Source organism: Nitrogeniibacter aestuarii (assembly GCF_017309585.1).
In the GTDB taxonomy this organism is placed as follows: domain Bacteria; phylum Pseudomonadota; class Gammaproteobacteria; order Burkholderiales; family Rhodocyclaceae; genus Nitrogeniibacter; species Nitrogeniibacter aestuarii.
Map to the genome: position 1 here is coordinate 1,841,689 of NZ_CP071321.1, position 19,169 is coordinate 1,860,857.

A 19,169-nucleotide genomic window follows, 5' to 3' on the forward strand; every position below is an offset into this window, starting at 1 on the left:
CCGCAGGGCGCCGTCTGGAGTATTGGAATGAATCAGGAAGAATTGCTCGCCCCGGTGGCTGGCCCCAACGGTTGTGGCGAGGACATGCTGTTCTCTGACGCCTTTGATCGTATCACCGAGATGCGCCGCTTCGATGATCCGTCGCTGAGCCAGGGCGAGTGGGTGACCGAGATCAAGGAGGCGGACTGGCCGGGCGTGGTGCGTGAATGCACCCAGCTGCTGTCGGGCAAAACCAAGGATCTGCGGTTGGCTGTGTGGATGACCGAGGCGTTGTCCTGCACGAAGGGCTTTGACGGGCTGGCCGAGGGTTACGCGCTGACCGCAGGGCTGATGGATCAGTACTGGGACGGGATTCATCCCTTGCCGGAAGACGACGATCTGGAACAGCGCATTGGCGTGCTGGACTGGCTGTTGGCGCAGTCGCCGCGTTTGGTGCGCCAGATACCTGTCACCCAGTCGCCGCGCGGCCGCTTCAGTTCGCTGGATCTTGCCTCTGCGCAGGCACTCGAGCAAGCCATGGAACGCAATCCGGGTGAGGCCGAATCCATGAAGGCGCAGGCGCATCTGACCCAGGAGGCCTTTGATGCGGCGCGCCGTGATACGCCCGGTGCGTTCTTTGCACAGACGGCGCAGTCGGCGGGGCAGGCACTCGATGCCCTGGCGCGGCTTGAGGCCTCCGTGGACGCGCGCCTCGGGATGGAGGGGCCCGGATTCAGTGCAGCGCGCGACGCGCTCAAGGGCGTGATCGACCAGCTGGGTCGATTTGCGCGCGATGCCGGCGTCCATGCCGATGTTGCCGCCAGTGACGTGCCGGTGACCGAACCCGGTATCGCGAGCGAACAATCGACTCCTGCGGTATCTCCGGTCGTGAGCGCCATGCCGGGCCCGATTCAGACGCGCGCCCAGGCCATTTCCCAGCTCAAGGCCGTGGCCGAATTCTTTCGGCGTACCGAACCCCATAGCCCGGTGGCCTATCTGGCGGACAAGGCGGCCAAGTGGGGTGACATGTCGCTGCATGAATGGTTGCGCACGGTCGTCAAGGACGAGGGGGCGCTCTCTCATGTCGAGGAGTTGCTCGGTGTGCCGTCCAACACCACGCCAAACGAGGGCGACTACTAGCCCGGTGTCTTGGCGGTACCCTGGATTGGTGTTTTGCGTCGGCTGGCCAGTGCGGTCATGACGCCCGCGCTGGCAATGATCAGAATGCCGATCAGCCCTGTCCAGGCGGGCAGCTGACCGAAGAAGACCCAACCCAACAGCGTGGCCCACGCCAGCTGGATATAGAGAATCGGGCTCAGCGTCGACGCCGGCGCAAGCCGGAATGCCTGAATCAACAGCAAGTGCCCCGTGCCGCCGAAAACGCCCATGGCCACCATCTGGGCAGCGGACCAGGCGTCCGGCGTTGGGCCGTGCCACGCCCAAGGCAGTGCGAAGGACATGAGTACGGTACCGACAAGCGCTGTCCAGAAGAGCAGGGTCAGCGGGCGCTCGGTGGGCGATAGCAGGCGCGTGAGCAGCTGATAGGCCGCAAATCCGGTGGCGGCGCACAGGGCCAGCAGAACACCGTACAGGTCGATATCGCCCGTCGGTTGAGCGACCAGGATGACCCCCATAAAACCCAGCACCACCGCGGCCCAGCGCACGCGTCCGACCTGTTCGCCCAGCAGACGGCCCGCCATGGCGGTCACCATGAGTGGCGCGGAGAACATGATGGCTGTGGTCTCGGCCAGTGGCATGCGCTGCAGGGCAGCGACGATGAACCAGGAGGTGATCAGCAGGCAGCCGGCACGCACGATCTGCAAGCGAGGGCGGCGGGTGGAGACAAGCCGCAGCCCATGGCGAGGCGCCAGCAGGAGCACCATGAGCAGGAGGTGCACGGCGTAGCGGATCCAGACCACGAGTGAGACCGGCCATTGCTGACTCAGATGCTTGCTGGTGCTGTCGAGGAGCACAAAGAACAGGACCGCGATGACGAGCAGGGCAATGCCGCGCAGCGGATGCTCGTTCGCCTGGGGGGCGACGGAGCTCACTGCCGTGTTTCCGCCCGTTCAGTGACCCAGCGTAAAGCGGAAGACGGCACCGCGCTGATCGAGTGATTCTCCCTCGATCCGCCCGCCGTGGCGGCGGATGATGCGGTCCACCGTGGCCAGGCCGATGCCGTTGCCGTCGAAGTCACGGGGGGAGTGCAGTCGTTGGAAAGGTTGAAACAGCTTGTCGGCATAGGCCATGTCGAAGCCGGCACCGTTGTCCTCGATGATGAATTGGACGCCGTCATTGGCCGGTTCCGAGTAGAGGCGGATGTGGGGCTCGGGGCAGTCGCGGGTGAATTTCCACGCGTTGCCCATGAGGTTGTCGAGCACGGAGTGTAGCAGCAGCGGATCGGCGCTGGTGTGCATGCCGGGCTCGATGTCCCAGGTGATGTGCCGCTCGGGCGATCGCTCGTTCAGCTCTTCGGCAATGCGCCGCGCCATCTGGGTGAGGTCGACCGGCTCGCGACGCAGCGGTTTTCGAGAGAGGCGCGCCAGATCGAGCATGTCGTCGATCAGGCGGTCCATGCGATCGACCGAATTGCGGATCCTCTCCAGATAGCCGAGACCTTCAGGGGGCAGGTGTTCGCCAAAATCGGAGGTGAGCAGGCGGCTGAAGCCGGCGATGCCACGCAGCGGGGCGCGCAGGTCGTGCGAGAGCGAATAGCTGAAGGCTTCGAGTTCGGTCAGCGCGGCTTCGAGTTCGGACGTGCGTTGGGTGACACGTTCTTCAAGCCCCGCGCGCAGACGTTCGAGCGCTTCGGTCGTGCGGCGGGTCGCGCTGATGTCGCGCACCATCAGGGTCATGCCGCGAGAGCCGCCCTCAAGGTGCTTGTGGAGCGAGATGCGTACATTGAACCAATGGGTCTGATCGCTCTCGTGTTGCCGGTAATCGAAGCTCTGAACGCCGCGGCCGTCCTCGAGGTCCTGCTGCGCCTGTTTGAGTCGCTCGGCGGCCTCCGGCGGCAGCAGATTGTCGATGCACTTTCCGATCAGCTCGCCATGGTCCATGTGAAACCGGTGCGGGGCCGGCTTGGGGTAGTGGTCTCGAATCACGCGGCGGGCATTGACGATGATCATCAGGTCATCCATCCCCGACAAGGCGCTGTGCAGGCGTCCGTCCGCCTCGCGTCGGGCACGCTCGGCCTGCATGCGCTCGGTAATGTCGCGGCCGACCACCATCAGTGCCTTGGGCTTGCCGTCAGTATCGAAGATCGGGGTCTTGAGCATGTCGAGCTGGCGGGCCGGCTGATCGCCGATCGGGGGGACATCCTCGATGTAGCGCACGGTCTGGCGCGAACTCCAGGCCAGCCGGTCGGTGTTGGAGCATCGCCTGAGCGCGTCGTCGGCCGGCGGTGGCAGCAAGTCGGCCAGCTCGGTGTTGTTCTTGAAGCGCCAGTCGGCCGACAGCAGACCATACATGCGCAGGCCGGCCGTGTTGGCCATCTGCCAGCGGCTTTGTGGATCCTTGACGGCGATGAAATCGGGAGATGTGTCCAGCAGCGCCGTCAGGCGCTGTTCGGTGTCCTGCAGGGCGTGCTCGATGCGTGCCTGGTCCGACTGGTCGTGGATGAACCCGCCCACGTAGGCCTCGCCGCGAAACTGCATGCGCGAGAAGAACAGTTCGACCGGAATGCTTGAACCATCCCGCCGGCGGAATCGTGCCCGGGTGCGGATCGAGACCTCTGGCCGGTCGTCAGCCATGAGCAGGTCGGGGATGTCTTCGAGCAGCCAATGGAGATCGTGGATCTCCGGAGTGTCCGCCTCGGCACCGATCAGCTGGTCGAATGCCTGATTCTTCATGGTGATACGGCCGCTCTTGTCGGCCCAGACCATCGGCAGGCTCATCGCGCCGAAGGCGTGGCGGCTGAATCCGAGCCACTCGCCGGCTTCTGCCGCAATGCGGTCGTCCACCAGTAGCAACATGGTTTCCCGGGGCACGCCGTCCGGGACCGTACCGATGCGATAGGCGCGCGCCAGCATGGTCCGCCCCGAGGCGCGCAAGGTGGTCGGCGAGCGCGTCTCGGCGCTGTCGAGCAGCGCGCACAGGGCGTCGCGGCTTTCGGCGTCGATGGCCAGCAGCAGTTGATCGAGCGTCTCAAGTGACTCATTGCTGTCGATCGACAACAACTGCAGGGTGGCGGCATTGGCAAAACGGATGCGACCGTCGCGCGCGATCAGGCAAACGCCCAGCTCGCGGGTGCGTGAGAGCAACTGGTCGAGCAGATTGGTCTGGGCGATGAGCTGCCGGTGGGCGTCGATCTCGTCAGACTGGCGGGCGATCATGTGCCTCAACACGCTCACATAGCGATGCTCGAGACAGCGCACGATGTCGTGCTGGGACAGCACGCCCACGACCTTCCCGGCATCGGTCACGACGACATGCCTGATGTGGCGTGCTGCCATCAACTGGGCTGCTTCGATCACGGGCCGTCGCTGATCAAGGCTGATCACCGGGGCACTCATGTGCTCGACGAGGCGTTCCTGCGCAAGATCGCGACGCTGGGCCAGGAGGCGGGTGATGTCCCGTGTGGTGAGCACGCCTTCCGGTTCGGCCTCGCCGGACGTGACGATGATGCAGCCGATGTACCCTTCACGCATGGCCTTGAGCGCGTCGTGAAGCACGCTGCTGCGATCGAGCGTAAAGGGGTGTGGCGTCATGATCTGCTCGATCGAGTCGAGGTGCACGAAGTGCTCCACCCCCATCTGGTTGAGGATGGCTGTTTCGCTCAGAATGCCGCCGATCTGTCCATTGGCGCCACGCACCAGCGCATGCCGAACACCACGGTCGAGCATGCGTTCGTAGATCTCTACGTAAGACTCGTCGCTATCGCACCACAGCAGGGTATGGCTGCACACTTCGCCGAGCAGGCGTTCGTACTGAAGGCCACCCATGGTCAGCTCAAGGGCGGTGCGTTCGGTGAGGATGCCGACGAATTCACCCGCGGCTTCGACAAGCACGGCGCCGGATGCCGCCTGGGCAAGATGATCCAGTGCCTCGGCCAGCGGGGTTTCCGCGGAGAGGCTCGTGATCGTCTGGGCCAGTTGACCGGTTGTCGGGGTTCGGGTCGGTGAGGCGCCCAGCGCCGCGTGATCGGCGTGCATCACGCCGAAATCCAAGGGTCGAGTCGAATGGCCGCAACTATCCAGTACATTTCAACAGTCTAGCGAATTGAATCGACTGCTGTACATAGTATTCCTGATGCATAAGAGCGAGCGTCAGCCGCGGTGGCTCAGGGGGTGAGGCGTGGCAAAGTCGTCTGCGACCCACTGGTTGATCAGGTCGCGCGCAGCATCGGGCAGCTCGGCGGCGCCCATGCCGATGGGGCCGATGCCCCGGGCCAGCAGCAGGTCGGCGGCAGCACCGTGCAGATGCACACCCATGGCGACCGCATCGTTCATGTTCAGGCCCTGGGCCAGCAGCCCGGCCAGCAGCCCGGTGAGGACATCGCCCATGCCGGCGGCGGCCATGCCCGGATTGCCGGTGCGGTTGATGCGCCATTGTCCGTCCGGCCGGGCGATGAAACTGCCGCAGCCCTTGAGCACCACATGGCTGTTGAAATGGCGTGCAAGCGCCATCGAGGCCTTGAGCCGGTTCGTTTGAACCTCGTCGGTGCTTTGCCCGAGCAGCCGTGCGGCCTCGCCCGGGTGGGGCGTGAGCACCATGGGGGCCAGCCGCTCGCGCGCCTGGGTGGCGAGCGCGGCATCTATGGCCAGCAGATTGAGGGCGTCGGCGTCGAGCACCAGGGTGGCGTTACTGGACAGCGCGCGGGCGAGCAGGGCGTGCGCCGCGGCGTCGCGACCCAGGCCGGGGCCGATGGCAATGGTGTCGCCGTCGGCCAGCGCGGTGTCCGCCCGGCGAATCATGAGTTCGGGTTGTACCTGATCCACGGCCGGGCCACGCTCGTCCAGCAAACCGACGAACACGCGCCCGGTGCCCACGCGCAGGGCCGCCCGGCCGGCCAGCAGGGCGGCACCACACATGCCCGGTGCGCCGCCCACGATCACGGCGTCGCCGAAATTGCCCTTGTGGGTATTGAGTCTGCGCGGCGGCAAGGCGTGGCAGAACAGTTTGGGGGAAACCTCCCAGCCTTGAGCAGGGAGCAGACTGTTGGCGTCCAGATCGAGCCGTTTGAGCACCACTTCACCGCAGTGATCGGGGCCGTCGAGGGTCAGTTGCCCCGGCTTGAGTGCAATGAAGGTCACGGTCTGTGTGGCCTTGAAGGCCACACCGAGCACGCGGCCGGTGTCGGCACACAGCCCACTGGGCACGTCGATGGCCATGCGGGGGCCCGGCAGGGCATTGAGGCTGCGAATCCAGTCGGCGTAGCGACCTTCGATGGGGCGCCGCAAACCGATACCGAACAGCGCGTCGACCACCAGAGCCCAGCCACCCGGCGGTGGCGCCGGCAGATCCGACAGGGTCTGACCGCCGGCATCGCTCCATGCGGTGTAGGCCTTGTGTGCGTCCACGGGCAACTGCTCGGGGTTGCTGGCGAACGCCACCACCACTTCGCGGCCCGCCTGCATGAAGTGGCGCGCCATCACGAAACCGTCGCCCCCGTTATTGCCGGGGCCACAGGCGATGAGCAAGGGGCCGGGGCGGTCGATCATCAGACGCACCGCCTCTTCGGCGGATGCCCGTCCAGCGCGTTCCATGAGGGGCGGTTGAGCAGTCGGCATGACCGCGTGTTCAATGGTGCGGATGCCGGCAACGGGGTAAATCGGGTGACAATGACTCTGCATGATGGGCTGCGCGGCGAAGGATTGGATCAGGCCATTTTACGCCCGATTTTTCGGCTGACCAGTACGGGCGTAAGCTCGAAAAATCCGGTTAGGGTCAAGTCCGGAGAGAATCGTCCGTAGTTCATGGATAAGGCGTCATTCGGGTAGGAGGCGATGTGCGTCCCCGCCCGGTGAGAGGAGAGCGAAATGAAGCGTGTCATGTGGCTTCAAACCGGTGCGTGCAGTGGCGAGACCATGGCCTTGCTGTGTGCGGAAAATCCATCGATCGAACAACTGATCAAGGGCGGCGCCATCGAGATGCTCTGGCATCCGTCCCTGACGGGCGCCGGGACCGATCTGGCCGCGCTCATTGCCGCCATCGAGGCCGGCGAGCAGCCCCTCGACATTCTCTGCGTGGAGGGCAGCATCATCACGGGCCCCAACGGCACCGGCATGTTCGACAGTTTCCGCAAGCGGGCCAAGAAAGACATCGTGCTGTCGCTGGCGGAGAAGGCCGGTTGCGTGGTTGCCATGGGCACGTGCTCGTCTTTTGGCGGCATCCCGGCATCAGGCAACAACCCGACCGACAGTATCGGCATGCAGTTCAATCGCGACCAGAAAGGCGGGCTGCTGCCCTTCGAGTGGCGAAGCCGCGAGGGCTTTCCGGTAATCAATGTTTCCGGATGCCCGACCCATCCCGAAACGATCGTGAGGACGCTGGCGATGCTGGCGCGCGATCTGCCCGTTGAACTCGATGGCCTCAACCGGCCGGCCGCGTTCTTCAGCTCGATGGTGCATCAGGGCTGCACGCGCAACGAGTATCACGAATACGACATGGAAGACACCGAACTCGGTGGCCGTGGCTGCATGTACTTCAATCTCGGCTGCAAGGGGCCGCATACCCAGGCGGTGTGCAATACCACCTTGTGGAACGGTCGCTCGAGCAAGACACGCGCCGGCGTGCCGTGTTTTGGCTGCACCGCGCCGACCTTTCCGGTCGATACGTCGCTGTTCGCCACCGAAAAGATTGCCGATGTGCCGGTGGTCATGCCCCTGGGGGTGCAGCGGGCCCAGTACATGGCGTACAAGAATCTGGCCAAGGCCGCGGCGCCCGAGCGGGTGCGCCTGCGAAAGATGGAGCCGTGATTCATGGCGCTCAGAACTGTTGATGTCGATCTGAACCGGGTCGAGGGCGATCTGGCCTTCGAGATCGATCTTGATGACCACCGGGTGGTGGACGCACGATGCATCGGTACCCTGTATCGCGGCTTCGAGCAGCTGATGATCGGTCGCGCGCCCAAGGACGGGCTGGTGATCACGCCTCGGGTGTGCGGCATCTGCGGCACGGCGCATCTGTATTGCGCAGCGCTGGCCATCGAGGCCGCGGGTCGATTCGACGTGCCGCCGCAGGCAACTCTGGTGCGCAATCTGTGCCTCATGGCCGAGAACGTGCAAAGCGACATTCGCCAGACCTTTCTGTTCTTCGTGCCGGATTTCCTGCATTCGCGCTACGCCGGTCACGACATGGCCAGTGAGATACAGCGAGCCTTCGAGCCCATGAAGGGCAAGGTGGTGCGTTCGGCACTGGGCATTTCAAGAGAAATTCTGGGCATCGTCGCGCTCTTCGGCGGCCAGTGGCCGCATTCCTCCTACATGGTGCCGGGCGGTGTTACGCGCCCTGCATCACCGAAGGACATGGTCGAGTGCCATGGCATGGTCGATGCAACCATCGAATGGTTCGAGGACACCGCCGTGGGCATGGACATGCAGGTCTGGCTGGCCATCGATACCGCCGCGGGTTTTGAGCACTGGCTCGAGTCGTCCGAGGGCGCGGGGTCGGCCATGGGCCTGCTTACGCGTTTCTGTCGTGCCGTGGGCATCGACCGGATCGGTCGGGGCGTTGATGCCTTCATCAGCGCGGGTGCCTACCACGTGCCGGTGGAAGCTGGTGCCATGCCGGATGCCGACGCTCGCTACATGGCGGGTGGGCTGTATGACGGCGTCAGTGGCGAATGCTCCCCGTTTGACCAGAGCATGATCAGCGAAGAGGTGCGCCACTCCTGGTACCGCCCCTACGAGGGCGGACTTCACCCGTACGAGGGTGAAACCGTGCCCGATTACTCGACCAATGACGATCGCTATACCTGGTCGAAAGCGCCACGATATGGTGATCGGGTGGTCGAAACCGGGCCACTGGCCGAACTGCTCACCGGCGGTGATGAGCTCGTGCGCGATCTGCTCCATGTTCACGGCGGTAGCGCCTGGCTGCGGCAGTTCGCGCGCATGCGTCGGGCCGCTCACGCGCTGGTGTGGATGAAGCACCATCTGGACATGCTGTCGGGCCTGATTGGCTCACCTCACGTGATTGCGCCGGATGAGTCGGCCCTGCAGTCGGGGCGCGGGTACGGCATGGTTCAGGCAGCGCGCGGTACGCTGGGACACTGGATCGAACTGGACGAGGGCAAGATCAGCCGCTATCAGATCGTCACGCCGACCGCGTGGAATGCGTCCCCGAAGGATTCGGCCGGTCGGCACGGGCATTGGGAGCAGAGCGTGATCGGATTGACGCTGGCGGATCCGGACGACCCGGTCGAGCTGGGACATGTGATCCGTTCGCATGATCCGTGTCTGGTGTGCACCGTGCATTTCGCGGGCTCCGGAAAACGGGTTCGATATGGTGTGTGAAGCACGACAGGCGCCGATCAACATCGTGTGCGTGGGCAATGCCCTGCATGGCGACGATGGCCTGGGCGAAGTGGTGTTCGACACCCTGAGTCAGCAAGCGCTGCCTGACGGCGTTCAACTGATCCGCATGCCGTTCATGGGGCCCGATGCCTTGTCCTGTTTCGAAGGCTGCCAGCGTGTGCTCGTGGTCGATGCACTGCAGGGGTTTGGCGCGCCGGGGACGGTTCACCGGCTTTCGCCTGAGCAGGTGGCTGAGGAAACATCGCCCTTGAGTCATGGTGTGGGGCTGGGGACCTGGCTGGCCCAGCTGCCGGAGTGGCTCGACGATGTGCCGCAGATCGAGGTCATCGGTGTAGAGGCGGCAAGCATGACGCCGTTTTCACCCGGTTTGAGTGACGCGGTGAGCGCGGCCGTCGAGCAACTGTGCGCCACCGTCAAGGATCGTGCAGATCATGAATAGAACGCCGCGCTACCGGCTGGTGCCGATCGATACCGTGGTGAAGGTCAACGAGCAGCCCTCACGCTGGTGTGGCCAGGCCGTGCTCCCGGGGGAGCAGACCGTGCATTCGGTCACCATCGATTGCATCGGCGATCAATGGATCGCGCATCAACCCCTGTGTCAGTTCGATGGCTGGCGGTCGTATTCGTGCCCGACGCGTTCTGGCGCGCAGCTGTGCGACTCTCAGTGCTCGCCCCGCTCGGGTGAGGCGAGCTATCCGGTGGTGCGCATCGGTGACGACTTCTTCCTGGCTGTGGATCGTCGGGACGACAGCACCAATTCAGCCAATAGCGTGTTGAACGACGAACTGGATGCCTTGCGCAAAGCCAACCGGGCGCTCGAAGAACAGGTGCTGACGGTGTCACGCACCATGGACGACATCATCAACGAACTGTCGGGACAGTCGCAGGAAATCAAGGCCAAGGCGCGTGAGCAGGCGCGCCTGAACGAGTTTGTTCGACGTGTCATGGACACCATGGACAACCTGCTGATCGTGCTCGATCGTTTCGGCCATATCTCTCGCGTCAACAAGTCGGCCTGCAAGCACTTCGGACGCGACGAAGGCGCGCTGATCGGCGAGAGCGCCGATGCCTTGCTCTCGGTTGCCGATCGGGCCGAGCTGGCCCGGGGCAACCCCAACGCGCCGCCGGGTTTGCTGCTGTTCCAGGCGGCGACCGCACGCGGTGGGCTCTCGGTCGAAATTGGTCTCGGGGGGCTGAGCGACGGGGAAGGGGCTGCCCGGAAGGTGTTTTTCCTGCGCGGCGCGGCCATTTACGACGGCGCTGGAAAGATGGAAGGTGCTGTCATTGTCGCGACTGACGTGACCCAGCTGCGCGAGCGCGAACGCTTGCTTGAAGAGAGCGAGGATCGCTTTCGCGACTATTCGAGCATGTCGACCACCTGGCTGTGGCAAACCGACGAGAACCATCGCTTCGTGCCGATCGAGAAGGACGACCCCCACTACGAAACGCTTTTCAAGGGCAAGTATGTGCGCGACATGGCCCTGCCCGGCAAACCCTTATCGAATGAATGGCTGCGTCATCTCGAGCACATGGACGCTCGCGAAACCTTTCGTGACTGGGAAATTCAAGCCATCTCGCCCAACGGGCCTTGCTGGTATTCGATCACCGGGCGCCCAATGTATGTGGATGGTCGCTTCATCGGGTATCGCGGGACGGCCAAGGACGTGACCCAGCGAAAGGCCATGGAAGAGGAGCTGGTCAAACACCGGGATCACCTGTCGGATCTGGTGCGCGAGCAGACGGCGGATCTCATCGAGGCCAAAGAGTCGGCGGAACACGCCAACCGCATGAAGAGCGAATTTCTCTCCAACATCTCGCACGAACTGCGCACGCCCTTGCATTCGATCATGTCGTTCTCGCGGCTCGGCATCAAAAAGGCGCCGGACAGTCAGCAGCTGGACAAGATCACCGGCTACTTCGAGCGCATTCATGCCAGTGGTTCGCGCCTGACCGGGCTGGTGGACGACCTGCTCAACCTGGCGAAGCTGGAGTCCGGCAAGATCCTGCTCGATTTGAGCATCGTCGACCTGGGCAAGCTCGTGTCCGATGTCAGCGGAACGCTTGACGCGTTGCTCATCAGCCGTGGCCAGCACATCGAGATCGACAACCGGCTGGACAACCAGGCGGTGCGTATCGACCCGAACCGGTTCTCGCAGGTCTTGCTCAACCTGATCGGCAATGCGAGCAAGTTTGCGCCTTCGGAAAAACCGATCGAAGTGTCACTGGGCGCGGCCACGCTTCCCAGCGGAGAGGCGGCGTTCCGGCTCAATGTGGCTGATCATGGCCCGGGCGTCCCGGAAGATGAACTCGAAGACATCTTCGGCAAGTTCGTCCAGAGCTCGCGTACCAAGACCGGCGCGGGCGGGACCGGACTGGGCCTGGCCATCTGCAGGCAGATCATCATGGCCCACGGCGGGACCATCACCGCATCGAACCGCGCCGAGGGCGGCGCGATCTTCGAGGTGCTCATGCCCATGGAAACCGCTTTCGAGGCGCGCGCACCCGAACCCTTATAAGGTCGCGATCCAGCCTTCCAGGGGGTCTGTGTCGTCCGGGCAACCGTAATTCCGCTCGGCGCGCGCCAGACACCAGCCGGCCTGCATCAGGGCGAGACTCGCATCGAGCAGGTCGCCTGAGCCATCGTCCATCAGTTGCTGCGCGTCATCGTCCGTGGCCACCAGTCGCAGTCCCGGCAGGGCAGTACCGTCAATCAGCGCCTTCAGAATGCGTTCGCGCTCGATGCGCCGTTCATGCGTTTGCTTGGCCCGGGTATCGCTCTTGTATGAACGCGAAGTCACGGCCCGGGCGAGCAAGCCCGGATAGGCCTCCACCGCGACTCGTGTCGGATCGCCGGCATGCACCCCCGGAATACTCAGCCCGGCCGCCAGCAAACGCGGCGCGCCTTCGAAGCACATCAGACCCACGGGGGGATTGACCAGTTTCATGGGGCTGTGCGAACGCGCCGGGATGTCGACGGCGCGATGCGGGTAGCGGGCCCCGACAGGTCTCGACTCGCGATCAGCATCGAGCGCGGCGCGAAACTGCGCCTTGGACAGTGTGCGCAGATGCGATATCAGCGCCACCCAACTGGTCGCTGGCCAGCCCATGGCCTCGACCCCGGCCCGCGGAAGGCTGAAAGGAAAGTCGAGCGCCGCCAGCCAGGGGCCTGCCTCGTCGAGAAGCGCTTCGAAATGGTGCCAGTCGTGCACCCGCATCAGCGATTCGAGCATCACCGCGTCGCCGTCGAGCCGCCCGTGCGCCACGGTGATGGGTTTGGCTTTGCGGGGCGCGGAGGTGAAGTCGATGCCCATGAGGCGAGTTCGAGAATTCATCGCTGGACCCCCAGCCCGCCAATAAACCGGGTGATCTCCTGCGCTGCGGTATCGGGACGGCATTGCAGCAGCATATGGGGGGCCTCGATGACCACGGAGGTGACGCCAGGCGCGTGCTTTTCAATCTCCCGGCTGGACCGACGCGGCACCAGGCGGTCACGAGCAGCAACCAGTTGAAGAATGGGAACGCCGACCGCGGCGAGTTGAGTCCGAACATCCACGCTTGCTACCGAATACAGACGCGATGCCAGTACCTGCGCCGGCACGGACACGATGGCGGCCCTGAGGGCATGGTCGAGTGAATCCGTTCTGAAACGCCCCAGAAGCGTCCAGGACACGAGTGCCCGGGGGAGGTGCTCGAGCAGGACGTTCATGCCACGGACCGGGACCCATCTGCCCAGCGGGGCGGGGCTGCGTGCAAAGGTGCAGCACAAAACCACCCCGATGAGGTTCCCCGGGTGGGACGCTGCAATGTCGATGGCGATGGGGCCGGAAAAGGACTCGCCCAGCAGGACACAGGGCTCGCTGGTGGGCAAGCGGTCGCTCACGTATGAGGCGAGCGCGCGATAGTCCAGTCCCTCCGTTGGCGGATACCGGATGATCCGGGTGGCAATGACTTCCGACAGCGCATCAACCAATGGAGAGAACAGGGTTCCAGTTCCGTCCATACCCGGCAGCAGAACCAGCGTCGGCATGTCTAACTGCCTTTGCGATCCTTCTTGCGCTTGTCCTTCATGTACAGGTGAGAGCCCCTGCGTTCGGTGTCGAACAGCCCGATGGCTTCGATCAGATCCCCCAGCTTCTTGTAGCCGTAGTTGCGGGGGTCGAACGATGTCTGGTTGCTGATGTGCGAGCCCACCGATGACAGGCTGGCCCAGTAGTCTTCGTCGGCGCAGGCTTCGACCGCGTTGCGCAGCAGACTGGTGATGCGGGAGTCGCCGCGCAGGGTCTTGCCACTGGCTTTTTCGGGGCGCGGTTCGGGGGCGGTGGTGTCGTCTGCGGCGGTCTGTTCGACCACCAGGTTCTCCAGGTACAGAAAACGCGAGCAGGCATTGACGAAGGGCGAAGGCGTCTTCTTTTCGCCGAAGCCATACACCCGCAGGCCATCGGCACGAATGCGCATCACCAAGGGGGTGAAGTCGGAGTCGGAAGAGGCCAGGCAGAAGGCGTCGAGCTGTTTGGTGTAGAGCAGGTCCATGGCGTCGATGATCATGGCGCTGTCGGTGGCGTTCTTGCCCTTGGTGTAGGCGAACTGTTGCACCGGCTGGATCGCGTATTCGTGCAGCACGCTTTCCCAGGTCTTGAGCCCGGTGCTCTTCCAGTTGCCATAGGCGCGGCGGATATTCACCACGCCGTATTTGGCCAGTTCATCGAGGATCACATCGATCTTGCTGGCGGGGCAGTTGTCTGCGTCGATCAGCAGGGCGATGCGGTTGTCGCTGTTTGTGTTCTTGTCCATCAGGACCTCTTGAAGCGCCGTGCGGCGGTGAGCAGGGTGGTGGCGTGAATCGCCACCGTATCTGCAATGTCGTGACCATACCCGCCTGCCATGGCGATGGCTACCGGCACCTGATGACGGTCGCAGGCGGCCAGCACCATCTCGTCGCGCTGGGCGAGACCTTCGCGAGACAGGGACAGCCGGCCCAGGCGGTCGCCCTCGAAGGGGTCGGCCCCGGCCAGGTAGATGGCAAGCTGGGGTCTGAAATGGTGAAAGATCTCGTGCAGGGCGTCGTCGAGCAGGGGGAGGTACTCGGCGTCGCCGGCGCCGTCGGGCAGGTCGATGTCGTGGCGGGACTGCATCTTGCGGAAGGGGAAGTTCTTCTCCCCGTGCATGCTCAGGGTGTAGGTGTCCGGGTCGCGTCCGAGGATGTGCGCCGTGCCGTCCCCCTGATGCACGTCGCAATCGATGATGGCAACGCGTCTGACCCGGCCTTCTGCACGCAGGGTCAGGGTGGCCACGGCCGCGTCGTTGAAGACGCAGAAACCCGAGCCATAGTCCTTGCCGGCGTGATGCGTGCCGCCGGCCAGATTGGCGCTGCATCCATCGATGAGTGCGCTACGGCAGGCCGCCAGCGTCGCCCCCGCCGAGCGGCGCGATCGCTCGACCATTTCGGGGCTCCAGGGAAAGCCGATGCGTCGCTGTTCGGCTGCCGGCAGGGTGCCGGCCACCACGTTGCGGATGTATTCGGCGGTGTGCGCGTGCTGCAAGGTGGCGTCATCGACCGCATCGGGGACGCAGAAATCGTCGGGCGCAAAAACACCGCTGTCCATCAGCGTCTGACGCAGCCGGCTGTATTTCTCCATCGGGAAGCGGTGCCCTTCGGGCAGCGGCAGCACGAAATGGTCAGCGTAGTAGAGCTTCACTTGGGTACGCGGGCCATGCAGCGGTTGTAGCGCGATTCCACCCGCTGAGCGAACCATTGGGTCGTCAGTTTGCGGGTGATCTTCGGGCTCTTGAGATCAATGCTCGGGATCAGCTGACGCGGGATGTTGCCGCCGATGCGCCTGTCGGCCAGGGCGAAGACCCGCTGAAACGTGGCAGTGTCTGAAAAGTCGGGCGACTTTTCCTTTTCGAGGTCGTGGCGGATCTGGCGCGGACTGAGCTGAATCGCGTCGCCGAGCATGCGCACGGCCGCTTCAGTGTTGCTGACCGAGTCACTGGGGCGGCTGCCCTCGTAGCGCAGCAGATCGCCATCGAGCACCAGCGGGCGTCCGGTCAGTTTCGCCACGGCCGACTGGAAGCCGGCGTTGCGGCTGCTGTGCTGACCGGCGTTGAAGTCGGCAAACCGGTAGCGCGGGTGCGGGTAGCTGGCCGGATAGTCGAGCAGGTTGGCGATGCCGAAATACAGCCCGCCGCGCCGGGTGAACACTTCGTCGCGCACGCTGCCCTGGCGGGCGTACGGATAGTCCCGCTCACGCAGGTGTTGCTCGGCGAAGGCAACACTCACCTGCATCGGTCCGCCGGTGCGGATGGGGTTGAATCCCGAGAGCAGCTCACGCCCCAGCGGCAGCTCGGAGAGCATGTCGTTGAACAGGGTGTTCATCTCCCGCTCGGTGCGCAGCGCGGCGATGCGCTGTTCGTAGCTGCGCCCGTCTGGCGAGCCCTTCTTGAGCGCAGCGGTCACGATGAGCGCGGGGATGTGATAGCGCTCGGCGCGACCGTAGATTTCCTTGTTGACGATTCGGGACAGCCCCGGCACCACCGGGTCGGCCTGCCAGCTCGATTCCTGTTCGATGACGGCCATGGCCGCGCATAGATTGCCGGCCGTGGCGGGAATATCCATGTGCGCGAAGGCGGTGTCGATATCCTGCCCCCAGCCCCGGCGATCGTTCATCTGCGCTGGTAACAGATCAACGGCACGGTAGCGCGGTTCGAGCGCTTGTTGTCCCGGCATGTCGGGCGAGGGAAGGGACTGATAGCCGCTCTGGCAGCCGGCCATCAGGACAGCCGCGGCAAACGCGCCGGTCAGGCGCCGGAGACGGATCATGGCCTTAGCGTTCGGTCGGACCGATCGCCCGCATGAATTCGGCCCGCGCCTGTGCGTCGTGTTCAAAGCTGCCCGCAAACGCCTGGGTGACGACGCGCTCGTCGCCGCGGCGGTCCTCACCGAGCAGCAGGCAGAGTTGTTCCGCTTCGATCACGCAGGCTGCGCCGGCGGCCTGACCGTGATTGACGAGCGCATCGGCCACGTCGCGGGTCATCCATTCCTGATAGGTGAACCGGTGTCCGATGGCATCGACCATGCGGGCAATACGGCCGAAACCGTGCAGGCGGCCACCCGGCAGATAGGCCACGTGGGCCACACCGCGAAAAGGCACGAGATGGTGCGGGCACACGCCGTGAACGGCAATGCCGCGGATCACCACCATGTCACGACGCGGATCATCGAAGCCATCGCCCAGCGCTTCTGCCGGGTCCAGATCGTAGCCCCCGAGCAGGCGCTTCTGCCACAGCTCGCGCACGCGCGTGACGGTGCGACCGGTGTGCGGGCCGTCAGGGGAGACGCCGCAGGCGCTGAGCAGGTCGCCGACAGCGCGCTCGAACGCCTCGGCGTCGAACTGACCTTCGCGGGCGATGCCGATGCCGCGACGCGGTGTGGGGGCCTGGTGGCAATCGTCAGACATGGGAACTCCGGATCGGATACTGGTCCGATGGTACCGGAAGCGGGCGACTCAGGCGTTGGCGCGTGCCGCGAGCAAGGTGCGCAGTGAAGGCAGCTCTTCGGCGTTGTCCACCGGACGGTGATTGGTCTGCGGGTCGAGCATGGTCTCGAGCGCGCGCTGCAGGTGGTTCAGGTGCGGCAGCATGGTGCCAAAGAAGCGGATGGCGTCGCCCTGCATCACGAACACGGTGGGGAAGTTTTCCACGTCGATGTCGTCCGCCCAGTCGGCGTGGGTTTCGATGTCCACCCAGAAGAAGGCGGCCTGTGGAAAACGCGCTGCCATGGCCTCGAAGCCGGGCTGATACTCACGGCAGGTGCCGCACCAGTCTGCGCACAGACAGGCCACGAGCCATTCGCGCTCGTTGGCGGCGCTGGCGTCGGCAGGGTTGTCGAGGTCGAACATGCGGGTCATGGTGCACCACGGAAATGATTTAGTGCTTATACCCCATCAGGCCGTTCGTCGTCACGTGTGGCAGACCATGGCGCCTTTGCGCCGATTGGATGACAATCTCGCCGCCATGGACACGCGCCACCGATTTCTCCAGTTGCAGACGATGCTCAGCGAGCATCAGGATCTGTGGCGCCCGCAGCCATTCCACGGGCGTGCTCTCGCCTGGCGCACCCAACGTCCGGAATTGGCGCAGGCGGTTGATCGACTGGCGGATGACGAAGTGGCCTGGCTTGAGACATCGCCCGAAGCGCTCGTTGCCTGGGTGGCATCACATGTGTCGTCACTTGCGGTGCTGCCGGAGCTGGTGGCCGTGCCCGAACTGCCGCGTCAGGCCATGGCGCCGGTGGGGCCTCACTTCAGCTGGCACATTCCAGGGCGCAAGCAAGCGCAGATCGAGGCATTTGCCGGTCATGTGATCGATCCACGTGCGCCGCTGTTCGAATGGTGTGCGGGCAAGGGGCATCTTGGGCGCCGACTGGCCGTGGCGCACGGGCAGCCGGTCACCAGTCTTGAGATCGATCCACTACTGGTCGATGAGTGCGAGGTACTGGCCCGTCGTGCCCGAATCGCGCAGGAGGCTGTTTGCGCCGATGCCCTGCTGGCGTCCTCCAGAGCACATGTGAGCGGGGCACATGTGGTGGCATTGCATGCCTGTGGTGAATTGCACCGCACGCTGGTGCGTCATGCGCGCGACGATGGTGCTCATGGCTACAGCATTGCGCCGTGCTGCTATCACCGCTGGGTAGATACTGCGTATGTGCCGCTTTCGGACGCCGCGTCGCTGGCCCTCGATGGCGTCGGGCTGCGACTTGCCGTGACTGAAACAGTCACTGCGCCGGGCCGCGAGCGCCGCGCGTTGCAGCGCTCGCAGGCCTTCAAACTCGGGTTTGTGGCCTTGCGCGCCAGTGTCTCCGGGCACGCCTACCAGTCGTTCAGACCGGTACCGCCCCAGTGGTCATCGCTTGTCTTCGAGGACTTTTGCCGCCGGCTGGCTGAGCGCGAGGGCGTGATACTGCCCGAGCGGTTGGACTGGGCGCATTGGGCGCAGGTGGGCTATCAGCGGCAGGCGGAAGTTGCCCGCGACTCGCTGGTGCGCCACGCGTTCAGGCGTGCTATCGAATTGTGGCTGGTGGGTGATATGGCGCTGGCACTTGAAGCAGCGGGCTTCGCAGTGACGGTGGGCGCCTTCTGCGAGCGGCCGGTAACACCCCGGAACCTGCTCATTCAGGCGCAGCGCTGATCACAGGCCGCTGTTTTCTGCCGTTTCGTCGACAATGGTCTGAACGAGTGTGTTGACTGCATTGATGGCGGGCGTGTCGCCCGGCAGATGGCGCCAGGCCAGATAGACCGCGTTCGGGTCCTTGGGGATCTGATAGACCGCAATGGTCATCGGGCAGTAGACGATGTTGTGAGGATCTTCCTCGGTCATCATGGCGCCCAGGCGGATCGAGCAGAACGCCACGATCTCGCCGTTCGTGAGGATGTCGGGACGATGTCCCAGGTCTTCGGCCGTGCGCGCCATGATCTTGGCGGCCTCGTGGCGTGCCGCGATATTCAGGCCCTGGTTGCCGATGGCAATTTCCAGTGATTCGAGCGCGATCGTGTAGTCCGCGTCGGCAATGCGAAGCTTGCGGGTCGTGTCGTCAGCCAGTGCAGGCAACGCAAACACGACTAGCAGCAGGGTCAGACGGCGAAAAAAAGCCATGGACATTGTCTCCCGGTGAGCGCGTCAGTGCGCTTCTGATTCGGATTCGAGGCCCGCATT

At 64.3% G+C, this 19,169-nt stretch carries 17 protein-coding genes; 6 read left to right on the plus strand and 11 right to left on the minus strand.

All coding sequences use genetic code 11. The annotated features are described in order from the left end of the window. Positions 1-27: 27 nt before the first annotated feature. On the plus strand, positions 28-1,119 hold the full coding sequence (gene tssA / locus J0W34_RS08540) for a type VI secretion system protein TssA (RefSeq protein WP_230971375.1): 1,092 nt from the start codon (positions 28-30) through the stop codon (positions 1,117-1,119). Here the strand turns inward: tssA and J0W34_RS08545 are convergent. The 3 genes from J0W34_RS08545 to J0W34_RS08555 form a co-directional block, all read right to left on the minus strand. Further along, on the minus strand, positions 1,116-2,030 hold the full coding sequence (locus J0W34_RS08545; protein ID WP_230971376.1) for a DMT family transporter: 915 nt from the start codon (positions 2,028-2,030) through the stop codon (positions 1,116-1,118). The genes tssA and J0W34_RS08545 overlap by 4 nt on opposite strands. 18 nt (positions 2,031-2,048) lie before the next feature. Beyond that, entirely contained in the window at positions 2,049-5,132 is a 3,084-nt protein-coding gene (locus J0W34_RS08550; RefSeq protein WP_230971377.1) for a CBS domain-containing protein, read from the minus strand. A gap of 114 nt (positions 5,133-5,246) precedes the next feature. Further along, a complete protein-coding gene (locus tag J0W34_RS08555) occupies positions 5,247-6,773 on the minus strand; it encodes an NAD(P)H-hydrate dehydratase (protein WP_230971378.1) in 1,527 nt (508 codons plus the stop codon). Positions 6,774-6,959: 186 nt separating this feature from the next. Between J0W34_RS08555 and J0W34_RS08560 the strand changes: the two genes are divergently transcribed. From J0W34_RS08560 to J0W34_RS08575, 4 genes are read left to right on the plus strand one after another with little or no spacing between them, the layout of a single operon-like run. Continuing rightward, complete coding sequence (locus J0W34_RS08560) at positions 6,960-7,898, plus strand: NADH-quinone oxidoreductase subunit B family protein (RefSeq protein WP_227814939.1); 939 nt, start codon at positions 6,960-6,962, stop codon at positions 7,896-7,898. A 3-nt stretch (positions 7,899-7,901) separates the two neighbouring features. Continuing rightward, a complete protein-coding gene (locus J0W34_RS08565) occupies positions 7,902-9,437 on the plus strand; it encodes a nickel-dependent hydrogenase large subunit (RefSeq protein WP_230971379.1) in 1,536 nt (511 codons plus the stop codon). Then, positions 9,427-9,897, plus strand: a complete 471-nt coding sequence (locus J0W34_RS08570) for a hydrogenase maturation protease (RefSeq protein ID WP_227814937.1) — start codon at positions 9,427-9,429, stop codon at positions 9,895-9,897. Before J0W34_RS08565 ends, J0W34_RS08570 begins: the two co-directional genes overlap by 11 nt. Further along, entirely contained in the window at positions 9,890-11,974 is a 2,085-nt protein-coding gene (locus J0W34_RS08575) for a sensor histidine kinase (RefSeq protein WP_227814936.1), read from the plus strand. The genes J0W34_RS08570 and J0W34_RS08575 overlap by 8 nt, the downstream gene beginning before the upstream one ends. Here the strand turns inward: J0W34_RS08575 and J0W34_RS08580 are convergent. The 7 genes from J0W34_RS08580 to J0W34_RS08610 are packed head-to-tail and all read right to left on the minus strand — an operon-like array spanning position 11,969 to position 17,365. Continuing rightward, a complete protein-coding gene (locus tag J0W34_RS08580; RefSeq protein WP_227814935.1) occupies positions 11,969-12,790 on the minus strand; it encodes a DUF429 domain-containing protein in 822 nt (273 codons plus the stop codon). The genes J0W34_RS08575 and J0W34_RS08580 overlap by 6 nt on opposite strands. Further along, complete coding sequence (locus J0W34_RS08585) at positions 12,787-13,485, minus strand: alpha/beta fold hydrolase (RefSeq protein WP_230971380.1); 699 nt, start codon at positions 13,483-13,485, stop codon at positions 12,787-12,789. The genes J0W34_RS08580 and J0W34_RS08585 overlap by 4 nt, the downstream gene beginning before the upstream one ends. A 2-nt stretch (positions 13,486-13,487) precedes the next feature. Then, positions 13,488-14,249, minus strand: a complete 762-nt coding sequence (locus tag J0W34_RS08590; RefSeq protein WP_230971381.1) for an NYN domain-containing protein — start codon at positions 14,247-14,249, stop codon at positions 13,488-13,490. Continuing rightward, positions 14,249-15,154 carry a histone deacetylase family protein gene (locus J0W34_RS08595; RefSeq protein WP_230971382.1) on the minus strand — a complete coding sequence of 302 codons (906 nt, stop codon included), beginning with the start codon at positions 15,152-15,154 and terminating at the stop codon, positions 14,249-14,251. Before J0W34_RS08595 ends, J0W34_RS08590 begins: the two co-directional genes overlap by 1 nt. Beyond that, complete coding sequence (locus tag J0W34_RS08600) at positions 15,151-16,278, minus strand: DUF1615 domain-containing protein (RefSeq protein WP_230971383.1); 1,128 nt, start codon at positions 16,276-16,278, stop codon at positions 15,151-15,153. Before J0W34_RS08600 ends, J0W34_RS08595 begins: the two co-directional genes overlap by 4 nt. Positions 16,279-16,282: 4 nt before the next feature. Next, complete coding sequence (gene folE, locus J0W34_RS08605; protein ID WP_227814930.1) at positions 16,283-16,915, minus strand: GTP cyclohydrolase I FolE; 633 nt, start codon at positions 16,913-16,915, stop codon at positions 16,283-16,285. 48 nt (positions 16,916-16,963) lie between these two features. Then, positions 16,964-17,365 carry a thioredoxin family protein gene (locus J0W34_RS08610; RefSeq protein ID WP_227814929.1) on the minus strand — a complete coding sequence of 134 codons (402 nt, stop codon included), beginning with the start codon at positions 17,363-17,365 and terminating at the stop codon, positions 16,964-16,966. Positions 17,366-17,471: 106 nt separating this feature from the next. Here J0W34_RS08610 and J0W34_RS08615 point away from each other — a divergent pair, with 106 nt between their 5' ends. Beyond that, positions 17,472-18,644, plus strand: coding sequence for a methyltransferase (locus tag J0W34_RS08615; protein ID WP_230971384.1), 1,173 nt, complete (start codon positions 17,472-17,474; stop codon positions 18,642-18,644). On the opposite strand, the gene J0W34_RS08620 is transcribed toward J0W34_RS08615, so the two are convergent. Beyond that, positions 18,645-19,109: a hypothetical protein gene (locus J0W34_RS08620; RefSeq protein WP_227814927.1), complete on the minus strand. Its 465-nt coding sequence runs from the start codon at positions 19,107-19,109 to the stop codon at positions 18,645-18,647. It abuts the gene before it with no gap. Positions 19,110-19,169: the final 60 nt, after the last annotated feature.

Coding starts and splice junctions, on each gene's coding strand:
- J0W34_RS08570 (WP_227814937.1), top strand. CDS start 9,427: ATGGTGTGTGAAGCACGACAGGCGCCGATCAACATCGTGTGCGTGGGC.
- J0W34_RS08610 (WP_227814929.1), bottom strand. CDS start 17,365: ATGACCCGCATGTTCGACCTCGACAACCCTGCCGACGCCAGCGCCGCC.
- folE (WP_227814930.1), bottom strand. CDS start 16,915: ATGTCTGACGATTGCCACCAGGCCCCCACACCGCGTCGCGGCATCGGC.
- J0W34_RS08600 (WP_230971383.1), bottom strand. CDS start 16,278: ATGATCCGTCTCCGGCGCCTGACCGGCGCGTTTGCCGCGGCTGTCCTG.
- J0W34_RS08565 (WP_230971379.1), top strand. CDS start 7,902: ATGGCGCTCAGAACTGTTGATGTCGATCTGAACCGGGTCGAGGGCGAT.
- J0W34_RS08550 (WP_230971377.1), bottom strand. CDS start 5,132: ATGCACGCCGATCACGCGGCGCTGGGCGCCTCACCGACCCGAACCCCG.
- tssA (WP_230971375.1), top strand. CDS start 28: ATGAATCAGGAAGAATTGCTCGCCCCGGTGGCTGGCCCCAACGGTTGT.
- J0W34_RS08585 (WP_230971380.1), bottom strand. CDS start 13,485: ATGCCGACGCTGGTTCTGCTGCCGGGTATGGACGGAACTGGAACCCTG.
- J0W34_RS08620 (WP_227814927.1), bottom strand. CDS start 19,109: ATGGCTTTTTTTCGCCGTCTGACCCTGCTGCTAGTCGTGTTTGCGTTG.
- J0W34_RS08575 (WP_227814936.1), top strand. CDS start 9,890: ATGAATAGAACGCCGCGCTACCGGCTGGTGCCGATCGATACCGTGGTG.
- J0W34_RS08560 (WP_227814939.1), top strand. CDS start 6,960: ATGAAGCGTGTCATGTGGCTTCAAACCGGTGCGTGCAGTGGCGAGACC.
- J0W34_RS08590 (WP_230971381.1), bottom strand. CDS start 14,249: ATGGACAAGAACACAAACAGCGACAACCGCATCGCCCTGCTGATCGAC.
- J0W34_RS08580 (WP_227814935.1), bottom strand. CDS start 12,790: ATGAATTCTCGAACTCGCCTCATGGGCATCGACTTCACCTCCGCGCCC.
- J0W34_RS08555 (WP_230971378.1), bottom strand. CDS start 6,773: ATGCAGAGTCATTGTCACCCGATTTACCCCGTTGCCGGCATCCGCACC.
- J0W34_RS08615 (WP_230971384.1), top strand. CDS start 17,472: ATGGACACGCGCCACCGATTTCTCCAGTTGCAGACGATGCTCAGCGAG.